Consider the following 19,151-nt stretch of genomic DNA (forward strand, 5'->3'; position numbering starts at 1 on the left):
GCCTCAGCAGTGCGCGGGGTCGGCGACGACCGCGCCGAGCAGCTCCCGTACCGACACGACATCCATCCGCGCCGGTGAACCCAGCGGTGAGCCGCAGCTCTCCGGGCGCGGCGGCAGGGAGGCGCCCCGGGCCACCAGGACGCGCCACAGCCGGCCGTCGGTGTGGGCGACGGTGATCTCCCAGCGCGGCGCGGTCCCGTCCGTGCGGACCACGGTCAGCGCGTCCGCCTCGTCCACCCGGGCCGCCGTGCGCACCGCGAGCTCCGCCGCCTGGGCGGGCCGCTCCCAGGCGGAGTTGCCCCGGCAGCCCTCGACGACGACCCGTCCCTCGCGCACCCCCTGGAGGACCTCCTTGACCTGCGGCGCCTGAATCCGCCCATAGGCGTAACCGAACGGCAGGACCAGCACGGTGGGCGAGAAGCGGTGGCCGCCCAGGTGGGTGACCTCCCAGACGCCATGGACCCCGGAGGCGGCCAGCTCGGCCGCCAGGGGACGGCCGAGGAGGGCACAGCAACGGTCCCGCTTGCCGTTGGTGCAGACCAGCGCGAGCGGGTCGCCGAGGTGGGGCCGGCCGCCCAGAGCCGTGTCGAAGGTGCGCGGATCGCCCTCGCCGAGCGCGGCGAGGTCCAGGTCGAGCAGCCGCTCCGGCGCGCAGGTCGTGGCGGAGCGCAGCCAGGTCCGCCCGGGAACGGTGTGCGCCGCATACACCTGACGTACGGCGGAGCTGCCGCAGTCGGCGTGCCGGCCGGGGCGGCGGATCAACGCGATCCGTACGCCGGTGCCCTCGGCGGCCGCCTCGAGGGCGCGGCCCAGTTCCGGATCCAGATGGCTCGAGGTGAGCGCCTTGGCACCCCAGGGGCCGGGCTGTTCCAGGAGCAGCCATGTCCTCGCGGTCGCCGCGGTCCCCGCGAGAGGCTCGTCGAGGTCCCGGGACTCGGTCGTGCATGTACCCACAGAGGTGAGCCTAACCTGACTTCGCCGACGCCGACTTCCGGCCGCGCGGACCGGGGCCGGTTCGGGGTGCGTCGAGGGCGTCCCCGCCCGCACAGCGCGCCGGGCGCCCAGCGGTGAACTCCAACTGTGCGGCACTCGTATCCTGGGCCGGGATTCCATCCCGTGCGAGAGCGGGTCCGTCCGTGTGCGAGCCGGATCGTGAACGTTCCCGTATGCCGCCGGAACGCGATCCGGCGCACGCATCATGGTGAGAAGGGGCGCACAGTGAGCCGGTCGTCGAGTCCGCAGCAGATCCCGGTCGTGGTACTGGCCGGATTCCTGGGCTCGGGAAAGACCACCTTGCTCAACCACCTCCTCCACCACAGCGGAGGCAGCCGTATCGGTGCCGTCGTCAATGACTTCGGGGACATCGAGATCGACGCCATGGCCGTCGCCGGGGCGCTCGGGGACTCCACCGTCTCCCTGGGCAACGGATGTCTGTGCTGCGCCGTCGACGCGAGCGAACTCGACCTCTACCTCGACCGACTTGCCCAGCCCGCCACGGGTGTCGACGTCATCGTCATCGAGGCCAGCGGGCTCGCCGAACCCCAGGAACTCGTCCGGATGCTGCTCGCCAGCGAGCAGCCGCGCGTGGTCTACGGAGGACTGGTCGAGGTCGTCGACGCGGTGGAGTTCGACGCCACCCGCCGGAAGCACCCCGAACTCGACCGCCATCTCGCCCTCGCCGACCTCGTGGTGGTCAACAAGACGGACCGGGCCGACGACACCGAGCGGGTCCTGGAACTCGTCCGGTCGCTCAGCGAGGGTGCCGCCGTGGTCCCGGCCGTCCACGGACGCATCGACCCCGAGTTCCTCTTCGACTGCCGTCCGGCCGAGGAGCGGATCGGACAGCTCTCCTTCGACGACCTCCACCGGCACGATCACCCCGACGGGCACGGGCACGAGCACGGAAACGAGGGCGCCGGGCACACCCATCTGCACACCGGATACGAGAGCCTCTCCTACTGTTCCGAGGTGCCCCTGCACCCCAGGCGGCTGCTGGACTTCCTCGACAGCAGGCCGGAGGGCCTCTACCGGATCAAGGGGTACGTCGACTTCGGCGCCGCCGACCCCCGCAACCGGTACTCCGTGCACGCCGTGGGGAGGTTTCTGCGGTTCCAGCCGGAGGCGTGGCAGGACGGCGAGGAGCGGCTCACCCAGCTCGTCCTCATCGGGTCCGGCATCGACACCGCCGCCCTGCGCAAGGAGCTGGAGGCGTGTCCGGACGGTGCGCCCCACGCCGATGAACACGCCATGTGGGGCGTTCTGCGCTATGTCCAGAACCGGGAGGCCCAGAACCGGGAGGCCCAGAACCGGGAGGCCCAGAACCGGGAGGCCCAGAACGGAGGCGCCCCGGACGACGAGGCCGTCGAGGCTTTCGCGAGCCCCGACGACCCCGTCGAAGAGGACTGACTACACCAGCGGTCCCGCGGCCACCGACACCGTCTTGGACAGCGACACGCCTGAACCGTCGCGACGCGGGTCCAGCTCAGGCAGCTCGGCCGGTGCGCCGTTCTTCTGTGCGGCCCGCACCGGCACCGCGCCCGCCCAGGCGAACGACAGACAGTCCTCGCCCTTCAGGAACCGCTGGCAGCGCACCCCGCCGGTGGCCCGCCCCTTGCGCGGGTACTGATCGAGCGGCGTGACCTTGGCCGTGGTCTGGACCGAGTCGTCCAGGCTGCCGCGCGAGCCGGCGACGGTGAAGACCACCGCCTCGGCCCCGGGATCCACGGCTGTGAAGGAGATCACCTTCGCGCCGTCCGTGAGCTTGATGCCCGCCATGCCGCCCGCGGGCCGGCCCTGCGGACGCACCTGGGACGCGGGGTAGCGCAGCAGTTGTGCGTCATCCGTGATGAAGACCATGTCCTCCTCGCCGGTGAGCAGCTCGACCGCGCCGACGATCCGGTCGCCCTCCTTGAGGGTGATGACCTCCAACTCGTCCTTGTTCGCGGGATAGTCGGGCACCACACGCTTGACCACGCCCTGTTCCGTGCCCAGCGCGATGCCCTGGGAGGACTCGTCCAGCGTCGCCAGACACACCACCGTCTCGTCGGCCTCCAGGGAGACGAACTCCGAGACGGGAGCGCCCCCGGACAGGCTCGGCCGCGCCGCCGTCTCCGGCAGCTGCGGAAGGTCGACGACGTTCACCCGCAGCAGCCGACCGGCGGAGGTCACCGCGCCCACCTCGCCGCGCGCCGTCGCCGGGACGGCCGAGACGATCACATCGTGCCGGGCACGCTTGTCCTCGGTGTCCTCGGTGAAGGGGTCGCCGTTCGCCGTGCGTGCCAGCAGGCCCGTCGAGGACATCAGCACCCGGCAGGGGGCGTCCTCGACCTGGAGCGGGACCGACGCGGCGGGGGCACCGGAGGACTCCAGCAGCACCGTGCGCCGCTCGGTGCCGAACTTCTTGGCCACCACGGCCAGTTCGGCGGAGACCAGCTTGCGCAGCTCCGCGTCCGAATCCAGGATCCGGGTCAGCTCCGCGATCTCGGCGGTGAGCTTCTCCTTCTCGGACTCCAGCTCGATGCGGTCGTACTTGGTCAGCCGGCGCAGCGGGGTGTCCAGGATGTACTGCGTCTGGATCTCGCTCAGGGAGAAGCGCTCCATCAGGAGCTCCTTCGCCTGCGCGGAGTTCTCGCTGGAGCGGATCAGACGGATGACCTCGTCGATGTCCACCAGGGCCGTGAGCAGGCCCTCCACCAGGTGGAGCCGGTCGCGCCGCTTGCTGCGGCGGAACTCCGAGCGACGCCTGACGACATCGAAGCGGTGGTCGAGATAGACCTCCAGCAGCTCCTTGAGCCCCAGCGTGAGCGGCTGGCCGTCGACCAGTGCCACATTGTTGATGCCGAAGGACTCCTCCATCGGCGTGAGCTTGTAGAGCTGCTCCAGGACCGCCTCCGGCACAAAGCCGTTCTTGATCTCGATGACCAGGCGCAGTCCGTGCTCACGGTCCGTGAGGTCCTTGACGTCGGCGATGCCCTGGAGCTTCTTCGAGCCGACCAGATCCTTGATCTTGGCGATCACCTTCTCCGGGCCGACCGAGAAGGGCAGCTCGGTGACGACCAGGCCCTTGCGGCGCGCCGTCACGGTCTCCACCGCGACCGTGGCCCGGATCTTGAAGGTGCCGCGGCCCGTCTCGTACGCGTCCCGGATGCCCGAGAGGCCCACGATCCGGCCGCCGGTGGGCAGGTCGGGGCCCGGGACGTGCTTCATCAGGGTGTCCAGATCCGCGGTGGGTTGGCGGATCAGATGGCGGGCGGCCGCGATGACTTCACCGAGGTTGTGCGGCGGCATATTGGTCGCCATCCCGACCGCGATGCCCGACGCGCCGTTCACCAGGAGGTTCGGGAAGGCGGCGGGCAGGGCCACCGGCTCCTGCTCCTGGCCGTCGTAGTTGGGCGCGAAGTCGACCGTGTCCTCGTCGATCGACTCGGTCATCAGGCTGGTGGCCTCGGCCATACGGCACTCGGTGTACCGCATGGCGGCCGGCGGGTCGTCGTTGCCCAGCGAGCCGAAGTTGCCGTGGCCGTCGACCAGCGGGACCCGCATCGAGAAGGGCTGCGCCATGCGCACCAGGGCGTCGTAGATCGACGCGTCTCCGTGCGGGTGCAGCTTGCCCATGACCTCGCCGACGACGCGGGCGCACTTCACATAGCCGCGCTCCCGGCGCAGGCCCATCTCGTTCATCTGGTAGACGATCCGCCGGTGCACCGGCTTGAGGCCGTCCCGTGCGTCCGGCAGGGCCCGGGAGTAGATGACCGAGTACGCGTACTCCAGGAAGGAGCCCTGCATCTCGTCGACGACGTCGATGTCGAGGATCTTCTCCTCGTACGTGTCGTCGGGCGGCGGGGTCTTCGTGCTGCGGCGGGCCATCGCTGCCGGCTCCTTCACGGTCTGTGCTGGCAAGAACGAATCTGACGCGGACCATTGTGGACCTCCGCACCGACAACGTGGACCAGCACCCTTCTCCCGGGGCCCCTCGGCCCGGGCGGCGGACCGTTCCGGACCGCTCGCGCGCCCCGGCCCTGTAAGGTCGCGTTCCCCGATTCCGTCAGGTTCCGTCTCCCGGATCCGCCGTCCGTATCTCGCTCTCGGCGTACGCGTACGCCGAGCGGGAACTTCGCCATCGGTCCGCACGCTTGCATACAGTGACAGGACGGCGGAGAACAGTGGTTTCCGCGACAGCTTCCGCAGCGAAGGGACGTACATGCCCATGGGTCACACGGCCACAGCCGAGGCAGGCTCCGGAGGCCTGACAGCGACCGAGCACCGCTTGTCCAACGGCCTGCGCGTGGTGCTCTCCGAGGACCACCTGACCCCGGTCGCCGCGGTGTGCCTCTGGTACGACGTCGGCTCCCGCCACGAGGTCGAGGGGCGCACCGGTCTCGCCCACCTCTTCGAACACCTGATGTTCCAGGGCTCGGGCCAGGTCTCGGGCAACGGGCACTTCGAGCTGGTCCAGGGCGCGGGCGGCTCGCTGAACGGCACGACGAGCTTCGAACGCACCAACTACTTCGAGACCATGCCGACCCATCAGCTGGAGCTGGCGCTCTGGCTGGAGGCCGACCGCATGGGCTCGCTGCTCGCCGCCCTGGACGACGAGTCCATGGAGAACCAGCGGGACGTCGTGAAGAACGAGCGCCGCCAGCGCTACGACAACGTCCCCTACGGCACCGCCTTCGAGAAGCTGACCTCCCTCGCCTACCCGGAGGGCCACCCGTACCACCACACCCCGATCGGCTCGATGGCGGATCTGGACGCGGCCACCCTGGAGGACGCCCGCGCGTTCTTCCGCACCTACTACGCGCCCAACAACGCGGTGCTCTCCGTGGTCGGTGACATCGACCCCGAGCAGACGCTCGCCTGGATCGAGAAGTACTTCGGGTCCATCCCGTCCCACGACGGCAAGCCCGCGCCGCGCGACGGCTCGCTGCCCGACGTCATCGGCGAGCAGCTGCGCGAGGTCGTCGAGGAGGAGGTCCCGGCGCGCGCCCTGATGGCCGCCTACCGGCTGCCGCAGGACGGCACCGCCGCATGCGACGCGGCCGACCTGGCGCTCACCGTCCTCGGCGGCGGCGAGTCCTCGCGCCTGTACAACCGGCTGGTGCGACGCGACCGCACCGCCGTCGCCGCGGGCTTCGGTCTGCTGCGGCTCGCCGGAGCGCCCTCCCTGGGCTGGCTGGACGTGAAGACCTCCGGCGATGTCGAGGTGCCGGTCATCGAGGCGGCCATCGACGAGGAGCTCGCCCGGTTCGCCGAGGAGGGCCCCACTGCCGAGGAGATGGAGCGCGCCCAGGCCCAGTTGGAGCGCGAGTGGCTGGACCGGCTCGGCACCGTCTCCGGCCGCGCCGACGAACTGTGCCGGTTCGCCGTGCTGTTCGGCGACCCGCAGCTCGCGCTGACCGCCGTGCGGCGGGTGCTCGCCGTCACCCCCGAGGAGGTGCGGGAGATCGCCGCGTCCCGGCTGCGCCCCGACAACCGCGCGGTGCTGGTGTACGAGCCGGTGGCGGCCGAGGCCCCGGAAGCCGCCGGAACCACCGAGGAGAACGAGGAGTCGGCGAAGTGACCGAGCTCGCGACCATGGACTTCCACCCGCAGCCCCAGCCCGGCCGGGCCAGGCCCTGGGCGTTCCCGGCGCCCGAGCGCGGCACGCTCGACAACGGCCTGACCGTGCTGCGCTGCCACCGCCCCGGCCAGCAGGTCGTCGCCGTCGAGGTGCTCCTCGACGCGCCCCTGGAGGCCGAGCCGGCCGGTCTCGAAGGAGTCGCCACCATCATGGCGCGCGCCTTCTCCGAGGGCACCGACAAGCACTCCGCCGAGGAGTTCGCCGCCGAGCTGGAGCGCTGCGGCGCCACCCTCGACTCGCACGCCGACCACCCCGGTGTGCGCCTCTCCCTCGAGGTGCCCGTCTCCCGCCTCCCGAAGGGGCTCGGGCTGCTCGCCGACGCCCTGCGGGCGCCCGCGTTCGCGGACAGCGAGGTGGAGCGTCTGGTCAGCAACCGCCTCGACGAGATCCCGCACGAGACCGCCAACCCGGCCCGACGCGCCGCCAAGGAGCTCTCCAGGCAGCTCTTCCCGGCCTCCTCGCGGATGTCCCGCCCCCGTCAGGGCACCGAGGAGACGGTCGAGGCCATCGACTCGGCGGCCGTCCGCGCCTTCCACCAGCGCCATGTGCGGCCCTCGACGGCCACCGCCGTGGTGGTCGGCGACCTCACCGGGATCGACCTCGACGAGCTTCTCGGCGAGACCCTCGGCGCCTGGACGGGCGTCGCCGCCAAGCCGCGTCCGGTGCCCCCGGTGACCGCCGACGACACCGGTCGCGTGATCATCGTGGACCGGCCCGGCGCCGTCCAGACGCAGCTGCTCATCGGACGGGTCGGCGCCGACCGCCATGACCGGGTGTGGCCCGCCCAGGTGCTCGGCACCTACTGCCTGGGCGGCACCCTCACCTCGCGTCTGGACCGCGTCCTGCGCGAGGAGAAGGGCTACACCTACGGGGTGCGGGCGTTCGGCCAGGTGCTGCGCTCCGCCCCCGACGGCACGGGGGCCGCGATGCTCGCCATCAGCGGCTCCGTCGACACGCCGAACACCGGTCCGGCGCTGGACGACCTCTGGAAGGTGCTGCGGACCCTTGCCGCCGAGGGGCTGACGGACGCCGAACGCGATGTCGCCGTGCAGAACCTGGTGGGTGTGGCACCGCTGAAGTTCGAGACCGCGGCGGCGGTCGCCAGCACGCTCGCCGACCAGGTCGAGCAGTACCTTCCGGACGACCACCAGGCGAGGGTGTACCGGGAGCTCGCCGCCACGGGCACGGTGGAGGCCACGGCCGCCGTGGTGAACGCCTTCCCGGTGGACCGTCTGGTGACCGTCCTGGTGGGTGACGCCGCGCAGATCGAGGAGCCCGTCAAGGCGCTCGGCATCGGCGCAGTGAGCGTCGTACCGGCCGAGTAGGCCGATCCCACGGACGTGCGGGCGGCCGGTGAAGGCGCACGCGCCCGTCGGTGAACGCGTCGGGGCCCCGGTGACTCTTTCGTCACCGGGGCCCCATTGCTCAGCGGTTTGCCCGAATTGCCATAGAGGTTGCCTCTCTGACCTGTGGGATGCGCTACAAACCCGCTGATCGGTTTGCCCATCTGAAGGGGGTTTTCCTAGCGTCGTGCGGGTTGTCCGTCGGATCTTGCGCCGCACCCGCGGCACCGGACAGCCATCGCCGAGTCCCCGTACGGCGCGAGCCAGGGGAGCCGGGGACCCACCGTCCGGGCGCCTTCTCCGCGACCGGCGGGACGTACGTCCCTGGGGTGAATCGGGCGCGAGCCCGTAGGAGACCTCCCTGCTCCGAACTCTCCCCCAGAGCCCGAACGGCCTGGGGGACCCCCATGGCTGACCCGGTAGGCGAGAGGGAAGGAAGGACCAGCCACCTCATGGCGTTCAGTTGCGCCTCCGGGAAGCATCGTGGCCCTAGCCGCGCCAAGCGCAGGACCGTGAACGCCATGGGCGTCGCGGCGCTCACCACCACCGGTGTCATCGGCACCCTGGCCGGCCCGGCGTTCGCCGCCGGCCCCCCTGTCGAGGGGACCGGCCTGCTGGGCATCGTCACCCTCGGCGACTCGGTCGCCCGGACGATAGACGCCCAGGCCGCGGCCCAGCAGAAGGCGGCCGAGCGGAAGCAGGCCGAGCAGGCCCGGGCCGAGCGCCGGCGGGCCGCGGAGAAGGCCGCCGGCAAGCGTGCGGCCGAGGAGCGCGAGGCCGAGAAGCGCGCCGCCCGCGAGGCCGAGCGCCGGCGCCTGAACGCGTTCGTGGCGCCGATCTCCCACTCCTATGTCTCCACCGGCTACCGCGCCGGCGGCTCCCTGTGGTCCTCCGGCAGCCACACCGGTATCGACTTCCACGCCGCCACCGGAACGCCCGTGCACGCGGTCGGCTCCGGCACGGTCGTCGAGACGGGCTGGGGCGGTGCCTACGGCAACCAGATCGTCATCAGGATGGACGACGGCACCTACACCCAGTACGCCCATCTGTCGTCCATCGGTGTCCATGTGGGTGAGCGGGTCGTCCCGGGCCGGGGGATCGCCCTCTCCGGGGCCACCGGCAATGTCACCGGCCCGCACCTCCACTTCGAGGCCCGCACCTCCCCGGACTACGGCTCGGACATCGACCCGGTCGCCTATCTGCGGTCACACGGTGTGAACATCTGACGGACCCGCCCCGACCGCGTCCTCCCGGCATCGCGTCCACGACCCCGGCACCCGGATCGCCGTCGGACCTTCCGCCCCTCTGTCCTAGAGTCGATGGAGCACATGGTGAAAACATGGCGATCGGTGGGATTCCGCGGGATCAGGGCGGAGGTCGGAGATGCCTGTTCCAGCGCATTCGGTGTGCACGGCGATCCGGGACGACATCGTCGCGGGCGTCCATGAGCGCGGCGGCCGGCTCACCGAGGACCTTCTCGCGCGCCGGTACGGCGTCTCCCGCGTCCCCGTGCGCGAGGCGCTGCGCACCCTGGAGGCCGAAGGATTCGTCGTCACCCGCAGACACGCAGGCGCCTGCGTGGCGGAGCCCACCGAGCAGGAGGCCGCCGACCTCCTTCAGATGCGGCTGCTGCTGGAGCCGCTGGGGGCGGCGCGGGCCGCTCAGCGACGTACCGAGGCCCACCTCAAGCTGCTGGGCGGCCTGGTCGGGCTGGGGCAGGAACGGGCCGGGAGGGGTGACGGCGAGGAGCTGCGATTCCTGGGCGGATGGTTCCACGAGACCCTCGCCGGGGCGTGCGGGAGTCCCGCCCTGACCTCCGTGCTCGTCCAGCTGAGATACAAGATCACATGGCTGTACACGGTCGACGCGCCGCCCGACCCGGTGGAGTCCTGGGCGGAACACGGCGCCATCGTCGACGCCGTGGCGCGCGGGGACGGGGAGCGGGCCCGGGCGATCATGGCGCTGCACACCGGGCGCGCGACCGCCGCCCACCGGCTGCGCCGCCCCTCGCCCGGAGACCGTTCTCCGAAAGACCGCACGGACCGGCTCGGGACCTCGCGACATGCCGTCGACATGTCGAGAACGCGGCACTGACACGTGCGCGCTTCCCGGGTGCGGACCGTCGAGAGCGGCCATGTGTCCCGAGTCACAGGGTCGACACGTCCCGGAACACGGCACAGCCGCGTCCGCCGTGCAGGCCGACGCGGCTGTGCCGTGCGGTGCCGCCCGTAGGGGGCGGACATGCGCCCGAAAGGGCAGCGGGGTCAGACGGTCTCGGGAAGCTCCTCGAGCCCCTCGGCGACCAGCTTGGCCAGGCGGTCCAGCGCGGCGTCCGAGCCCTCCGCGTCGGAGGCGAGGACGATCTCCTCGCCGCCCTGGGCGCCCAGGCTGAGGACCGCGAGCATGGACGCGGCGTTGACGGGGGTGCCGTCGGCCTTGCCGATGGTCACGGGGACGCCGGAGGCCGTGGCCGCCCGGACGAAGATGGAGGCGGGGCGGGCATGGAGGCCCTCGGCCCAGCCGACGTTGACGCGGCGCTCAGCCATGTGATGCTGCCCTTCCGGTGTATCAGGGTTGTCTAGACCAGTGTTCCACAGGTGGGTCGTGCCCAGGAATCGGGGCGACGACGGCCCGGCAGGGCCCGAAGCGGTTCCCTCAGCCCGCCTCGCGTCGCTGACGGGGGCGAGCCTTAGTCTGGGGCCCATGCAGACCCCGTCGGACCGGCACGATTACCCCGCCCACTGGGAGGCCGACGTGGTGCTGCGCGACGGCGGCACCGCGCGTATCAGGCCCATCACCGTCCATGACGCCGAGCGCCTGGTGCACTTCTACGAGCAGGTCTCGGACGAGTCGAAGTACTACCGCTTCTTCGCGCCGTACCCGCGACTGTCCGCCAAGGACGTCCACCGCTTCACCCACCACGACTTCGTGGACAGGGTCGGACTCGCGGCCACGGTCGGCGGCGAGTTCATCGCAACCGTACGGTATGACCGCACAGGTCCCGAAGGCCTGCCCGCCTCGGCGCCCTCCGACGAGGCCGAGGTGGCCTTTCTGGTGCAGGACGCGCACCAGGGGCGCGGGGTCGCCTCCGCCCTGCTGGAACACATCGCGGCGGTGGCCCGGGAGCGTGGCATCCGCAGATTCGCCGCCGAGGTGCTGCCCGCCAACACCAAGATGATCAAGGTGTTCACGGACGCCGGATACCAGCAGAAGCGCAGCTTCGAGGACGGCGTGGTCCGTCTGGAGCTCGATCTGGAGCCCACCGACCGGTCGCTGGCGGTGCAGCGCGCCCGGGAGCAGCGGGCCGAGGCGCGGTCCGTGCAGCGGCTGCTGGCCCCCGGTTCGGTCGCCGTGATCGGCACGGGCCGGGCGCCCGGGGGAGTGGGCCGCAGCCTCCTGGACAACCTCCGGGACGGCGGCTATCCGGGCCGCCTGTACGCGGTCAACAAGGCGTTCCCCGAGGAGCAGCGGGAACTCGACGGGGTGCCCGCCCGCCGCTCCGTCCGTGACATCGCCGAGCCGGTCGACCTCGCCGTGGTCGCCGTCCCCGCCGAGCGCGTCCCCGAGGTGGTCGCCGAATGCGGGGAGCACGGGGTGCAGGGACTGGTGGTCATCTCCTCCGGATACGCCGAGAGCGGCCCCGAGGGGCGCGAGCGGCAGCGGGAGCTGGTACGGCAGGCCCGCTCGTACGGGATGCGGATCATCGGTCCCAACACCTTCGGGATCGTCAACACCTCGCCCGAGGTCCGGCTGAACGCGTCCCTGGCGCCCGAGATGCCGCGCCCCGGGCGCATCGGGCTGTTCGCGCAGTCCGGCGCCATCGGCATCGCCCTGCTGTCCCGGCTGGACCGCCGCGGCGGAGGGGTCACCGGGGTCACCGGCGTCTCGACCTTCGTCTCCTCCGGCAACCGGGCGGACGTCTCGGGCAACGACGTCCTGCAGTACTGGTACGACGACCCGGACACCGATGTCGCCCTGATGTATCTCGAGACCATCCGCAACCCGCGCAAGTTCAACCGGCTGGCCCGGCGCACCGCGGCGGTCAAGCCGCTGGTCGTGGTGCAGGGGGCGCGCTACGGAGGCGCCCCGCAGGGCCACACCGGGCGAGCCACCCGGCTGCCGCACGCCACGGTCTCCGCGCTGCTGCGGCAGGCCGGGGTGATCCGGGTGGACACCATCACGGAGCTGGTGGACGCCGGACTGCTGCTGGCCCGCCAGCCGCTGCCGCCCGGGCCGAGGGTGGCGATCCTCGGGAACTCGGAGTCGCTGGGGCTGCTGACCTACGACGCCTGCCTGGCCGAGGGGCTGCACCCGCTGCCACCGCTGGACCTGACGACGGCGGCCTCGCCGGAGGACTTCCACCGGGCCCTGACCACCGCCCTGGCCGACGACGCCTGCGACGCCGTGGTGGTGACGGTGATCCCGGCGGTCGGCGAGAGCCCGGCGGGCGACGCCGCACTGGCCGAGGCCCTGCGCTCGGCGGCGGCCACCGCCCCCGCCAAGCCGGTGCTTGTGGTCCATGTGGAGATGGGCGGCATCGCGGCGGCGCTGTCCACGGCGGCCGGCACCTCACCGGGGATGCCGCGCGGCGAGCTCCCCACCGCGGTACAGGCTTCGCCCGCCCCGGCGGTCCAGGCACCCGAAGACGCCCGCCTCATCCCCGCCTACCCCGCCGCCGAGCGCGCCGTGCGGGCCCTCGCCGAGGCCGTCCGATACGCCCAGTGGCGGCGGGACGCCGCCGAACCGGGCAGGGTGCCCGAGTACGACGACATCGACGAGAAGGGCGCCGCCGGGCTGATCCGGGGGCTGCTCGAGCGGGACCAGGGGCTGACGCTCGGCGCCGAGGAGACCTGCGGTCTGCTCGCCCGGTACGGCATCCAGGTGCACCGCGCGCTGCCCGCGCCCACACCCGATGCCGCCGTGGCGGCCGCCGACACCCTCGGCTACCCGGTGGCCCTCAAGGCCACCGCCCCCCATCTGCGGCACCGCGCCGACCTGGGCGGGGTGCGCCTCGATCTGGCCGACGAGGAGCAACTGCGACGCGCCTACACCGAGTTGACCGAGCTGTTCGGGCCGTCCGAGGCGCTGCTGCCGGTCGTCCAGGGGATGGCGCCGCGCGGCGTCGACACCGTCGTACGGACCGTCATCGATCCGGCGGCCGGGGCCGTGCTGTCCTTCGGACTGGCCGGGGCCGCCTCACAGCTCCTCGACGACACCGCGCACCGGCTGATCCCGGTCACCGACCGGGACGCGGCCTCCCTGGTGCGGTCGATCCGGACGGCCCCGCTGCTGTTCGGCTGGCGGGGGTCCGACCCCGTGGACACTCCCGCGCTCGAAGAGCTGCTGCTGCGGGTGTCCCGGCTGGTCGACGACCATCCGGAGGTCGTCGCGGTCACCCTGGAACCGGTCGTGGTCGCCCCGCGCGGGCTGAGCGTGCTCGGCGCCACCGTGCGGCTCGCGCCCCCGCCCGCCCGCGACGATCTCGGTCCGAGGACGCTCCCGGTGTATTGAGGGCACGAGCGGTGCCTCGCAGTCGGTACGCCCCCGTAGGATGGACGTCATGGCCAAGACCAGTACGACGACCCAGGGGCTGCGCACGGCGATCGAGCGCAGCGGCTACTACCCGGCTCTCGTGGCAGAGGCGGTGGAGGCCGCGGTGGGCGGTGAGCCCATCCGTTCGTATCTGGTCCACCAGGAGACCACGTTCGACGCGAACGAGGTGCGCCGCCATGTGACCGTGCTGGTCCTCACCGGCACCCGCTTCATCGTCAGCCACACCGACGAGCAGGCGGCCGACGACACCTCCCCGACACCGTATGCGACCACGTCCACGGAGTCGGTGAAGCTCGACCGGATCTCCTCGGTCGTCGTCAGCCGGGTGGTCGCCAACCCCGAGTCCTACACTCCGGGCACGCTGCCCCGCGAGGTCGTCCTGACCATCGGCTGGGGCGCCGTCTCCCGCATCGACCTGGAGCCCGCCGCCTGCGGCGACCCCAACTGCGAGGCGGACCACGGCTACACGGGCAGCTCCACGGCCGACGACCTCAGCCTCCGCGTCAGCGAGGCCGGGGACGGACCGGAGACGGTGCGCGAGGCGCTCGCCTTCGCGCAGTCCCTCTCCGAGGCGACCGCGGACCCCACCCGCTGATGGCGCTGTCCACCTGGGACGATCACCCGGAGCCGCTCGCCGTCGGCTCGGCGCCGGTCCCCGAGTACGGCAGCGGCTCCCTGGCCGACCTGCTGCCCACCCTGGCCGCGGGCATGGGGGTGCCGGGTCGGACCCCGGTCATCACGGAGCTGGCCGCCGCCGACCGCACCTGTGTTTTCCTGGTCGACGGGCTCGGCTGGGAGCAGCTGAGGGAGCACCCCGACGAGGCGCCCTTCCTGACCTCGCTGCTGGCGTCCTCGCGCGGCGGCACCGGCCGTCCGATCACCGCGGGCTACCCGGCGACCACCGCCACCTCGCTCGCCTCCGTCGGCACCGGCCTGCCGCCCGGCGCGCACGGTCTGCCCGGCTACACCGTCCGCGATCCGGGCACCGGCGCCCTGATGAACCAGCTCCGCTGGCAGCCCTGGACGGACCCGCACCTCTGGCAGCCGTACCCCACGGTGTTCCAGCTCGCGGACGCCGCCGGTGTCCACACCGCCCAGGTGTCCTCCCCGGCCTTCGAGACCACCCCGCTCACCCGGATCGCGCTCAGCGGCGGCACCTTCCACGGACGGCTGACCGGCGAGGAGCGCATGGACCTGGCCGCCGAGCAACTGGCCGCCGGGGACCGCTCGTTGGTCTACACGTACTACGCCGAGCTGGACGGCGCCGGCCATCGCTTCGGTGTCGACTCGGACGCCTGGCGCGGGCGGCTCATGTATGTCGACCGGCTCGTCCAGCGGCTCGCCGAGCAGCTGCCGGCGCGCTCGGCCCTGTATGTCACCGCCGACCATGGCATGATCGACGTCCCCTTCGACGAGCAGCACCGGATCGACTTCGACGAGGACTGGGAGCTGCGCGCCGGGGTCGCCCTGCTGGGCGGCGAGGGCCGGGCCCGGCACGTCTACGCGGTGCCGGGCGCCGAGGACGACGTGCTGACCTGCTGGCGCGAGGTGCTCGGCGAGCAGTTCTGGGTGGCTTCGCGGGACGAGGCGATCGAGGCGGGCTGGTTCGGACCGCGCGTCGACGACCGCGTGTACCGGCGCCTCGGCGATGTGCTCGCGGCGGCCCGCGACCGCGTGCTGATCATCGCCTCCGAGCGGGAGCCCAAGGAGTCGGCGATGGTCGGCAACCACGGCTCGATGACGGCCGCGGAACAGCTGGTGCCCCTGCTCGAGGTCCGCACCTGAGCGCGGCGCGCCCCCGCCGCCGTACACCGCCGAATCCGAACGCCTGCCCTCCCCGAAAGGTTCTCCACCACCCATGCCCGAGCTGGTGTTCTTCTCCGGAACGATGGACTGCGGGAAGTCGACGCTGGCTCTCCAGATCGAGCACAACCGGTCCGCGCGGGGGCTTCAGGGGATGATCCTCACCCGCGACGACCGGGCCGGCGAGGGCAAGCTCTCCTCACGGCTGGGTCTGGTCACCGACGCGGTGGAGGTGGCCGACGGGCAGGACCTGTACGCGTTCGTCGTCGACCATCTCTCACAGGGCGGGCGCGCGGACTATGTGATCGCCGACGAGGCGCAGTTCCTGGACCCGGAGCAGATAGACCAGCTGGCCCGTGTGGTCGACGACCTCGGCGTCGACGTCTACGCCTTCGGCATCACCACCGACTTCCGCACCAAGCTCTTCCCCGGCTCCCAGCGCCTGGTGGAACTGGCCGACCGGGTCGAGGTCCTCCAGGTGGAGGCCCTGTGCTGGTGCGGTGCCCGCGCCACGCACAACGCCCGCACGGTCGGCGGCGAGATGGTCGTCGAGGGCGCTCAGGTGGTCGTGGGCGACGTCAACCGGTCCGCGGACGAGGTCGGCTACGAAGTGCTGTGCCGTCGTCACCACCGGCGCCGTATGACGGCCGCGCCCTCCCGTGCGGCGGCGCTGTCCCCGGACGTCCTGCCCGTGTCGGCGGGCTGACCGCCGCGCCGTCCCCGCGGTCCGTTCCGTCCCGCCGGACGGTTCAGCCGAGCGGACTGACCACTGAGAACGTCGCGCCCTCCGGGTCCGCGACCGTGATCATGCGGCCCAGGGCCGTGTTGCACTGGGCCCGCACGATGTGCCCGCCCAGATCGGCGACCCGCTCGGCCGTCTTGTCGGCGTCCACCACCTGGAAGTACGTCATCCAGTGCGCACCCCGGTCCCGGGGAAGGGCATGGCCCACGCCATGGATGCCGGCCACCGGACGGCCCTCGATATGGAGGGTCACATAGTCGAAGTCGGGGGAGACGACCGGCTCCTCCTCATAGCCGAAGACGGTCCGGTAGAAGGGGGCGACGCTCGCCGTGTCATAGGTGAGCAGCTCGTTCCAGACGGGGGTGCCGGGCACCCCGGTCAGGTTGGTGCCGAGGTGATCGTCGGCCTGCCAGACGCCGAACACCGCCCCCATGGGGTCACAGGCGATGGCGAGCCGTCCGGCCTGGGCCGCGTCCAGGGGGCCGACGCCCACCGTCCCGCCGCAGCTGCGTACCTGCTCGGCCGTGGCGTCCACGTCGTCCGAGCCGAGATAGGGCGTCCAGGCGATCGGCAGATGGCGGTCCAGCGGCAGCCGGCCGATGCCCGCCACCTCGTAGCCGTTCAGCAGGGCCCGCACATAGGGTCCCAGCGGCTGTGGTCCCGGCTGGAACTCCCAGCCGAACAACGCGTGGTAGAAGTCCTGGGTCGCGGCCATTCCGTGCACCATCAGGCTCACCCAGCACGGTGTACCGGGTGCGTGCCTCTCGTGCGTCGTGCCGGTCCGGCGCGCCGACCCCCGTGCCTCGGTCATGGTCACTCTCTCCTCGGCCCCTCATGGTGACCGTTCAGCTTCCGTGCATGCCCCGCGCCGCGCACGCGTGGGTGCACGCTCCGTGCCGATGTCCGCAGCACCGGCCGCATCACCTCGCTCGGGCCCCACGGGCGCGGGACGCCCGATACCGGGTCCTCGCTCGTCGGCACGCGATCGCCGTGTGCTGTCCATCGATTGCACGGTGTGTGCCCGGTTCCGTACACCGGGTGATCGAACCTGTCCGGCCGAGCAGAATAGCCGGACCTGGGCGACTCGGCCACCCCGTGCGCAAGGATGGGAGCCATGAAGGCCATCATCTCCGCATCCGAACTCGCGGGCGACTTGGCGGGACCGCACCCGCCCACGCTCCTGGACGTCCGCTGGCAAATGTCCGTCGCGACCGCGGCGGGCGCCCCTCCGTTCGACGGCCGTGCCGCCCATGCGGCCGGGCACATCCCGGGCGCCGTCTTCGTGGATCTGGACGCCGATCTGGCGGGTCCGCCGGGACCGTCCGGGCGGCATCCGCTGCCCGATGTGGAGCACTTCGGAGCGGCCATGCGCGCCGCCGGGGTCCGTTCGGACCGGCCGGTGGTGGTGTACGACGGCGGGCAGGGCTGGGCCGCCGCCCGCGCCTGGTGGATGCTGCGGTGGACGGGACACCCGGAGGTACGGGTGCTCGACGGGGGACTGGCCGCATGGGACGGACCCTCGGCCTCGGGGACGGAGGAGCCCGCCCCCGGCGACTTCCGTCCCGTACCGGGGGCGCTGCCGCTGCTGGACGCCGACGGTGCCGCGGCGCTCGCCCGCACGGGGCTGCTGCTGGACGCACGGGCCGCCGAGCGCTACCGGGGCGAGGTGGAGCCGATCGATCCGGTGGGCGGTCACATCCCCGGAGCGGTGTCGGCGCCGACGGCGGGCAATGTGACCGGAACGGGCCGCTTCCTGCCCGCTTCCGAACTGGCCGACCGTTTCCGGGCGCTGGGTGCAGAGGAGGGCACCGAGGTCGGTGTCTACTGCGGCTCGGGCGTCTCCGCCGCGCATCAGGTGCTGGCGCTCACCCTCGCGGGGATCCCGGCGGCGCTGTATGTGGGGTCCTGGTCGGAGTGGTCGGGGGACAGTGGTCGCCCGGTGGCGGTGGGCCCCGATCCGCAGTGAGCGCATACCGGGCGGGGACCGGGCCGGTCGCCCTGTCCGGTTCCGCCCGGCCGGTCCTCGCCGCCCCCGTCAGTCCTGTTTCTTGCGCCGGGTCCCGAACACGATCTCGTCCCAGCTGGGAACCGCCGCCCGGCGGCCCGGACGGACACCGTCCGCCTCCGCCTGGCGGTCCGTCGCACCGATCAGCCGGTCGCGGTGGCTGCCGACGGTGCGCGGCATCAGGACGTCGGTGTACGCGGAACCGGCCGAGGCCGCAGGCGCGGGAGGCTCCTCCGCCTCGGGCTCCTGGGCGGGCTCCTCCGGGGGATCCGCGGGCCGTTCCGGCACCACCAGATCGCCGCGGAAGCTGGGCACCGCCTCCAGCAGGCTGGTCAGCGAGTCCCGCTCGCCGGTGCCCTCCTCGGCGGGCTCCGGCGACGGCAGGGCGGGGCGGTCCGTCGGGCGCTCGGGGGAGCGGTCCGGCCGGCCCTCGCGCGGCAGCCGTGCGATCCGCGGTACGAAGGGGTAGCTGGGCTCGGGCGAGGAGAGGTCGTCGGACTCGCCGATCAGCGAGCGCGCCTCGTCGTCGACCGCCTGGACCAGTCGCCGGGGCGGGTCGTACGTCCAGCTCGCCGAGTGCGGTTCGCCCGCGACCAGGTAGACGAGCAGCACCTCCCAGGTGCCGTCGTCGCGGCGCCAGGAGTCCCACTGGACGGTCTCCCGCTCGGCGCCGCGCAGCAGCAGCCGCTCCTGGACGGCCTCGCCCAGTTGGGGGCCGGCGTTCTCGCCGGGCCGGCGCACGGGTGTCTTGCGGGCCCGCTCGGCCATGAAGGCGCGCTCGGCGAGCACGGGTCCCTCGAAGCGGCGTACCCGGTCGACGGGGATCCCGGCGAGCTGCGCCACCTCTTCGGCGGACGCGCCGGCACGTATCCGCGCCTGGATGTCCCTGGGGCGGAGATGGCTCTCCACCTCGATCTCGATCTGGCCGAGGCGGGGACGGTCGCCGCGCACGGCGGCGCGGAGCCGTTCGTCGATCGGAAGCGTGTACTCCGTGCTGTCCGCAGCCTTCAGCACCAGCCGTGTGCCGTCATTGGAGACGGCCACGACACGCAGTTCGGGCATGGGGACCTCCCGGGTGGTGCCTGC

Annotated in this window: 15 protein-coding genes; 10 read left to right on the forward strand and 5 right to left on the reverse strand. The window is 72.4% G+C overall.

Going from position 1 to position 19,151, the window contains the following annotated elements; all coding sequences use genetic code 11:
- Positions 1-3: 3 nt before the first annotated feature.
- Positions 4-954 carry a ferredoxin family protein gene (locus CP978_RS25230; protein WP_043444572.1) on the reverse strand — a complete coding sequence of 317 codons (951 nt, stop codon included), beginning with the start codon at positions 952-954 and terminating at the stop codon, positions 4-6.
- A gap of 264 nt (positions 955-1,218) precedes the next feature.
- On the opposite strand from CP978_RS25230, the gene CP978_RS25235 reads away from it, so the two are divergent.
- The gene (locus CP978_RS25235; protein ID WP_079162306.1) at positions 1,219-2,406 is read left to right on the forward strand and encodes a CobW family GTP-binding protein; all 1,188 of its coding nucleotides are present in this window, start codon (positions 1,219-1,221) and stop codon (positions 2,404-2,406) included.
- On the opposite strand, the gene CP978_RS25240 is transcribed toward CP978_RS25235, so the two are convergent.
- Positions 2,407-4,866: a DNA gyrase/topoisomerase IV subunit A gene (locus tag CP978_RS25240; RefSeq protein ID WP_043444574.1), complete on the reverse strand. Its 2,460-nt coding sequence runs from the start codon at positions 4,864-4,866 to the stop codon at positions 2,407-2,409.
- A 334-nt stretch (positions 4,867-5,200) separates the two neighbouring features.
- Between CP978_RS25240 and CP978_RS25245 the strand changes: the two genes are divergently transcribed.
- The 4 genes from CP978_RS25245 to CP978_RS25260 all read left to right on the forward strand — a co-directional run bounded on the left by CP978_RS25245 (position 5,201) and on the right by CP978_RS25260 (position 10,056).
- A complete protein-coding gene (locus CP978_RS25245; RefSeq protein ID WP_079162307.1) occupies positions 5,201-6,559 on the forward strand; it encodes a M16 family metallopeptidase in 1,359 nt (452 codons plus the stop codon).
- Positions 6,556-7,944, forward strand: coding sequence for a M16 family metallopeptidase (locus CP978_RS25250; RefSeq protein WP_043444578.1), 1,389 nt, complete (start codon positions 6,556-6,558; stop codon positions 7,942-7,944). The genes CP978_RS25245 and CP978_RS25250 overlap by 4 nt, the downstream gene beginning before the upstream one ends.
- Positions 7,945-8,414: 470 nt before the next feature.
- Positions 8,415-9,188 (forward strand): M23 family metallopeptidase, encoded by a 774-nt coding sequence (locus tag CP978_RS25255; RefSeq protein ID WP_043444580.1) that lies wholly within the window; start codon positions 8,415-8,417, stop codon positions 9,186-9,188.
- 157 nt (positions 9,189-9,345) lie between these two features.
- Entirely contained in the window at positions 9,346-10,056 is a 711-nt protein-coding gene (locus CP978_RS25260; protein WP_043444582.1) for a GntR family transcriptional regulator, read from the forward strand.
- A gap of 170 nt (positions 10,057-10,226) precedes the next feature.
- Here CP978_RS25260 and CP978_RS25265 read toward each other — a convergent pair whose 3' ends face one another.
- Complete coding sequence (locus CP978_RS25265; protein ID WP_043444585.1) at positions 10,227-10,508, reverse strand: HPr family phosphocarrier protein; 282 nt, start codon at positions 10,506-10,508, stop codon at positions 10,227-10,229.
- A 157-nt stretch (positions 10,509-10,665) separates the two neighbouring features.
- Here CP978_RS25265 and CP978_RS25275 point away from each other — a divergent pair, with 157 nt between their 5' ends.
- From CP978_RS25275 to CP978_RS25290, 4 genes are all read left to right on the forward strand, one after another.
- Positions 10,666-13,473 (forward strand): bifunctional acetate--CoA ligase family protein/GNAT family N-acetyltransferase, encoded by a 2,808-nt coding sequence (locus tag CP978_RS25275; protein ID WP_043444587.1) that lies wholly within the window; start codon positions 10,666-10,668, stop codon positions 13,471-13,473.
- 40 nt (positions 13,474-13,513) lie between these two features.
- Positions 13,514-14,110: a DUF5998 family protein gene (locus CP978_RS25280; RefSeq protein WP_043444589.1), complete on the forward strand. Its 597-nt coding sequence runs from the start codon at positions 13,514-13,516 to the stop codon at positions 14,108-14,110.
- Positions 14,110-15,300 (forward strand): alkaline phosphatase family protein, encoded by a 1,191-nt coding sequence (locus tag CP978_RS25285; protein WP_043444590.1) that lies wholly within the window; start codon positions 14,110-14,112, stop codon positions 15,298-15,300. The genes CP978_RS25280 and CP978_RS25285 overlap by 1 nt, the downstream gene beginning before the upstream one ends.
- Before the next feature lie 73 nt (positions 15,301-15,373).
- Complete coding sequence (locus tag CP978_RS25290; protein WP_043444592.1) at positions 15,374-16,024, forward strand: thymidine kinase; 651 nt, start codon at positions 15,374-15,376, stop codon at positions 16,022-16,024.
- Between the two features lie 43 nt (positions 16,025-16,067).
- Here the strand turns inward: CP978_RS25290 and CP978_RS25295 are convergent, their stop codons facing one another.
- Complete coding sequence (locus CP978_RS25295; RefSeq protein ID WP_043444593.1) at positions 16,068-16,871, reverse strand: VOC family protein; 804 nt, start codon at positions 16,869-16,871, stop codon at positions 16,068-16,070.
- Positions 16,872-17,174: 303 nt separating this feature from the next.
- Here CP978_RS25295 and CP978_RS25300 point away from each other — a divergent pair, with 303 nt between their 5' ends.
- Positions 17,175-18,026: a sulfurtransferase gene (locus tag CP978_RS25300; RefSeq protein ID WP_043444595.1), complete on the forward strand. Its 852-nt coding sequence runs from the start codon at positions 17,175-17,177 to the stop codon at positions 18,024-18,026.
- Positions 18,027-18,095: 69 nt separating this feature from the next.
- Here the strand turns inward: CP978_RS25300 and sepH are convergent, their stop codons facing one another.
- Complete coding sequence (gene sepH, locus CP978_RS25305) at positions 18,096-19,127, reverse strand: septation protein SepH (RefSeq protein ID WP_043444597.1); 1,032 nt, start codon at positions 19,125-19,127, stop codon at positions 18,096-18,098.
- Between the last annotated feature and the right edge of the window lie 24 nt (positions 19,128-19,151).

This window comes from Streptomyces nodosus (assembly GCF_008704995.1).
GTDB classification, from domain to species: Bacteria; Actinomycetota; Actinomycetes; order Streptomycetales; family Streptomycetaceae; genus Streptomyces; species Streptomyces nodosus.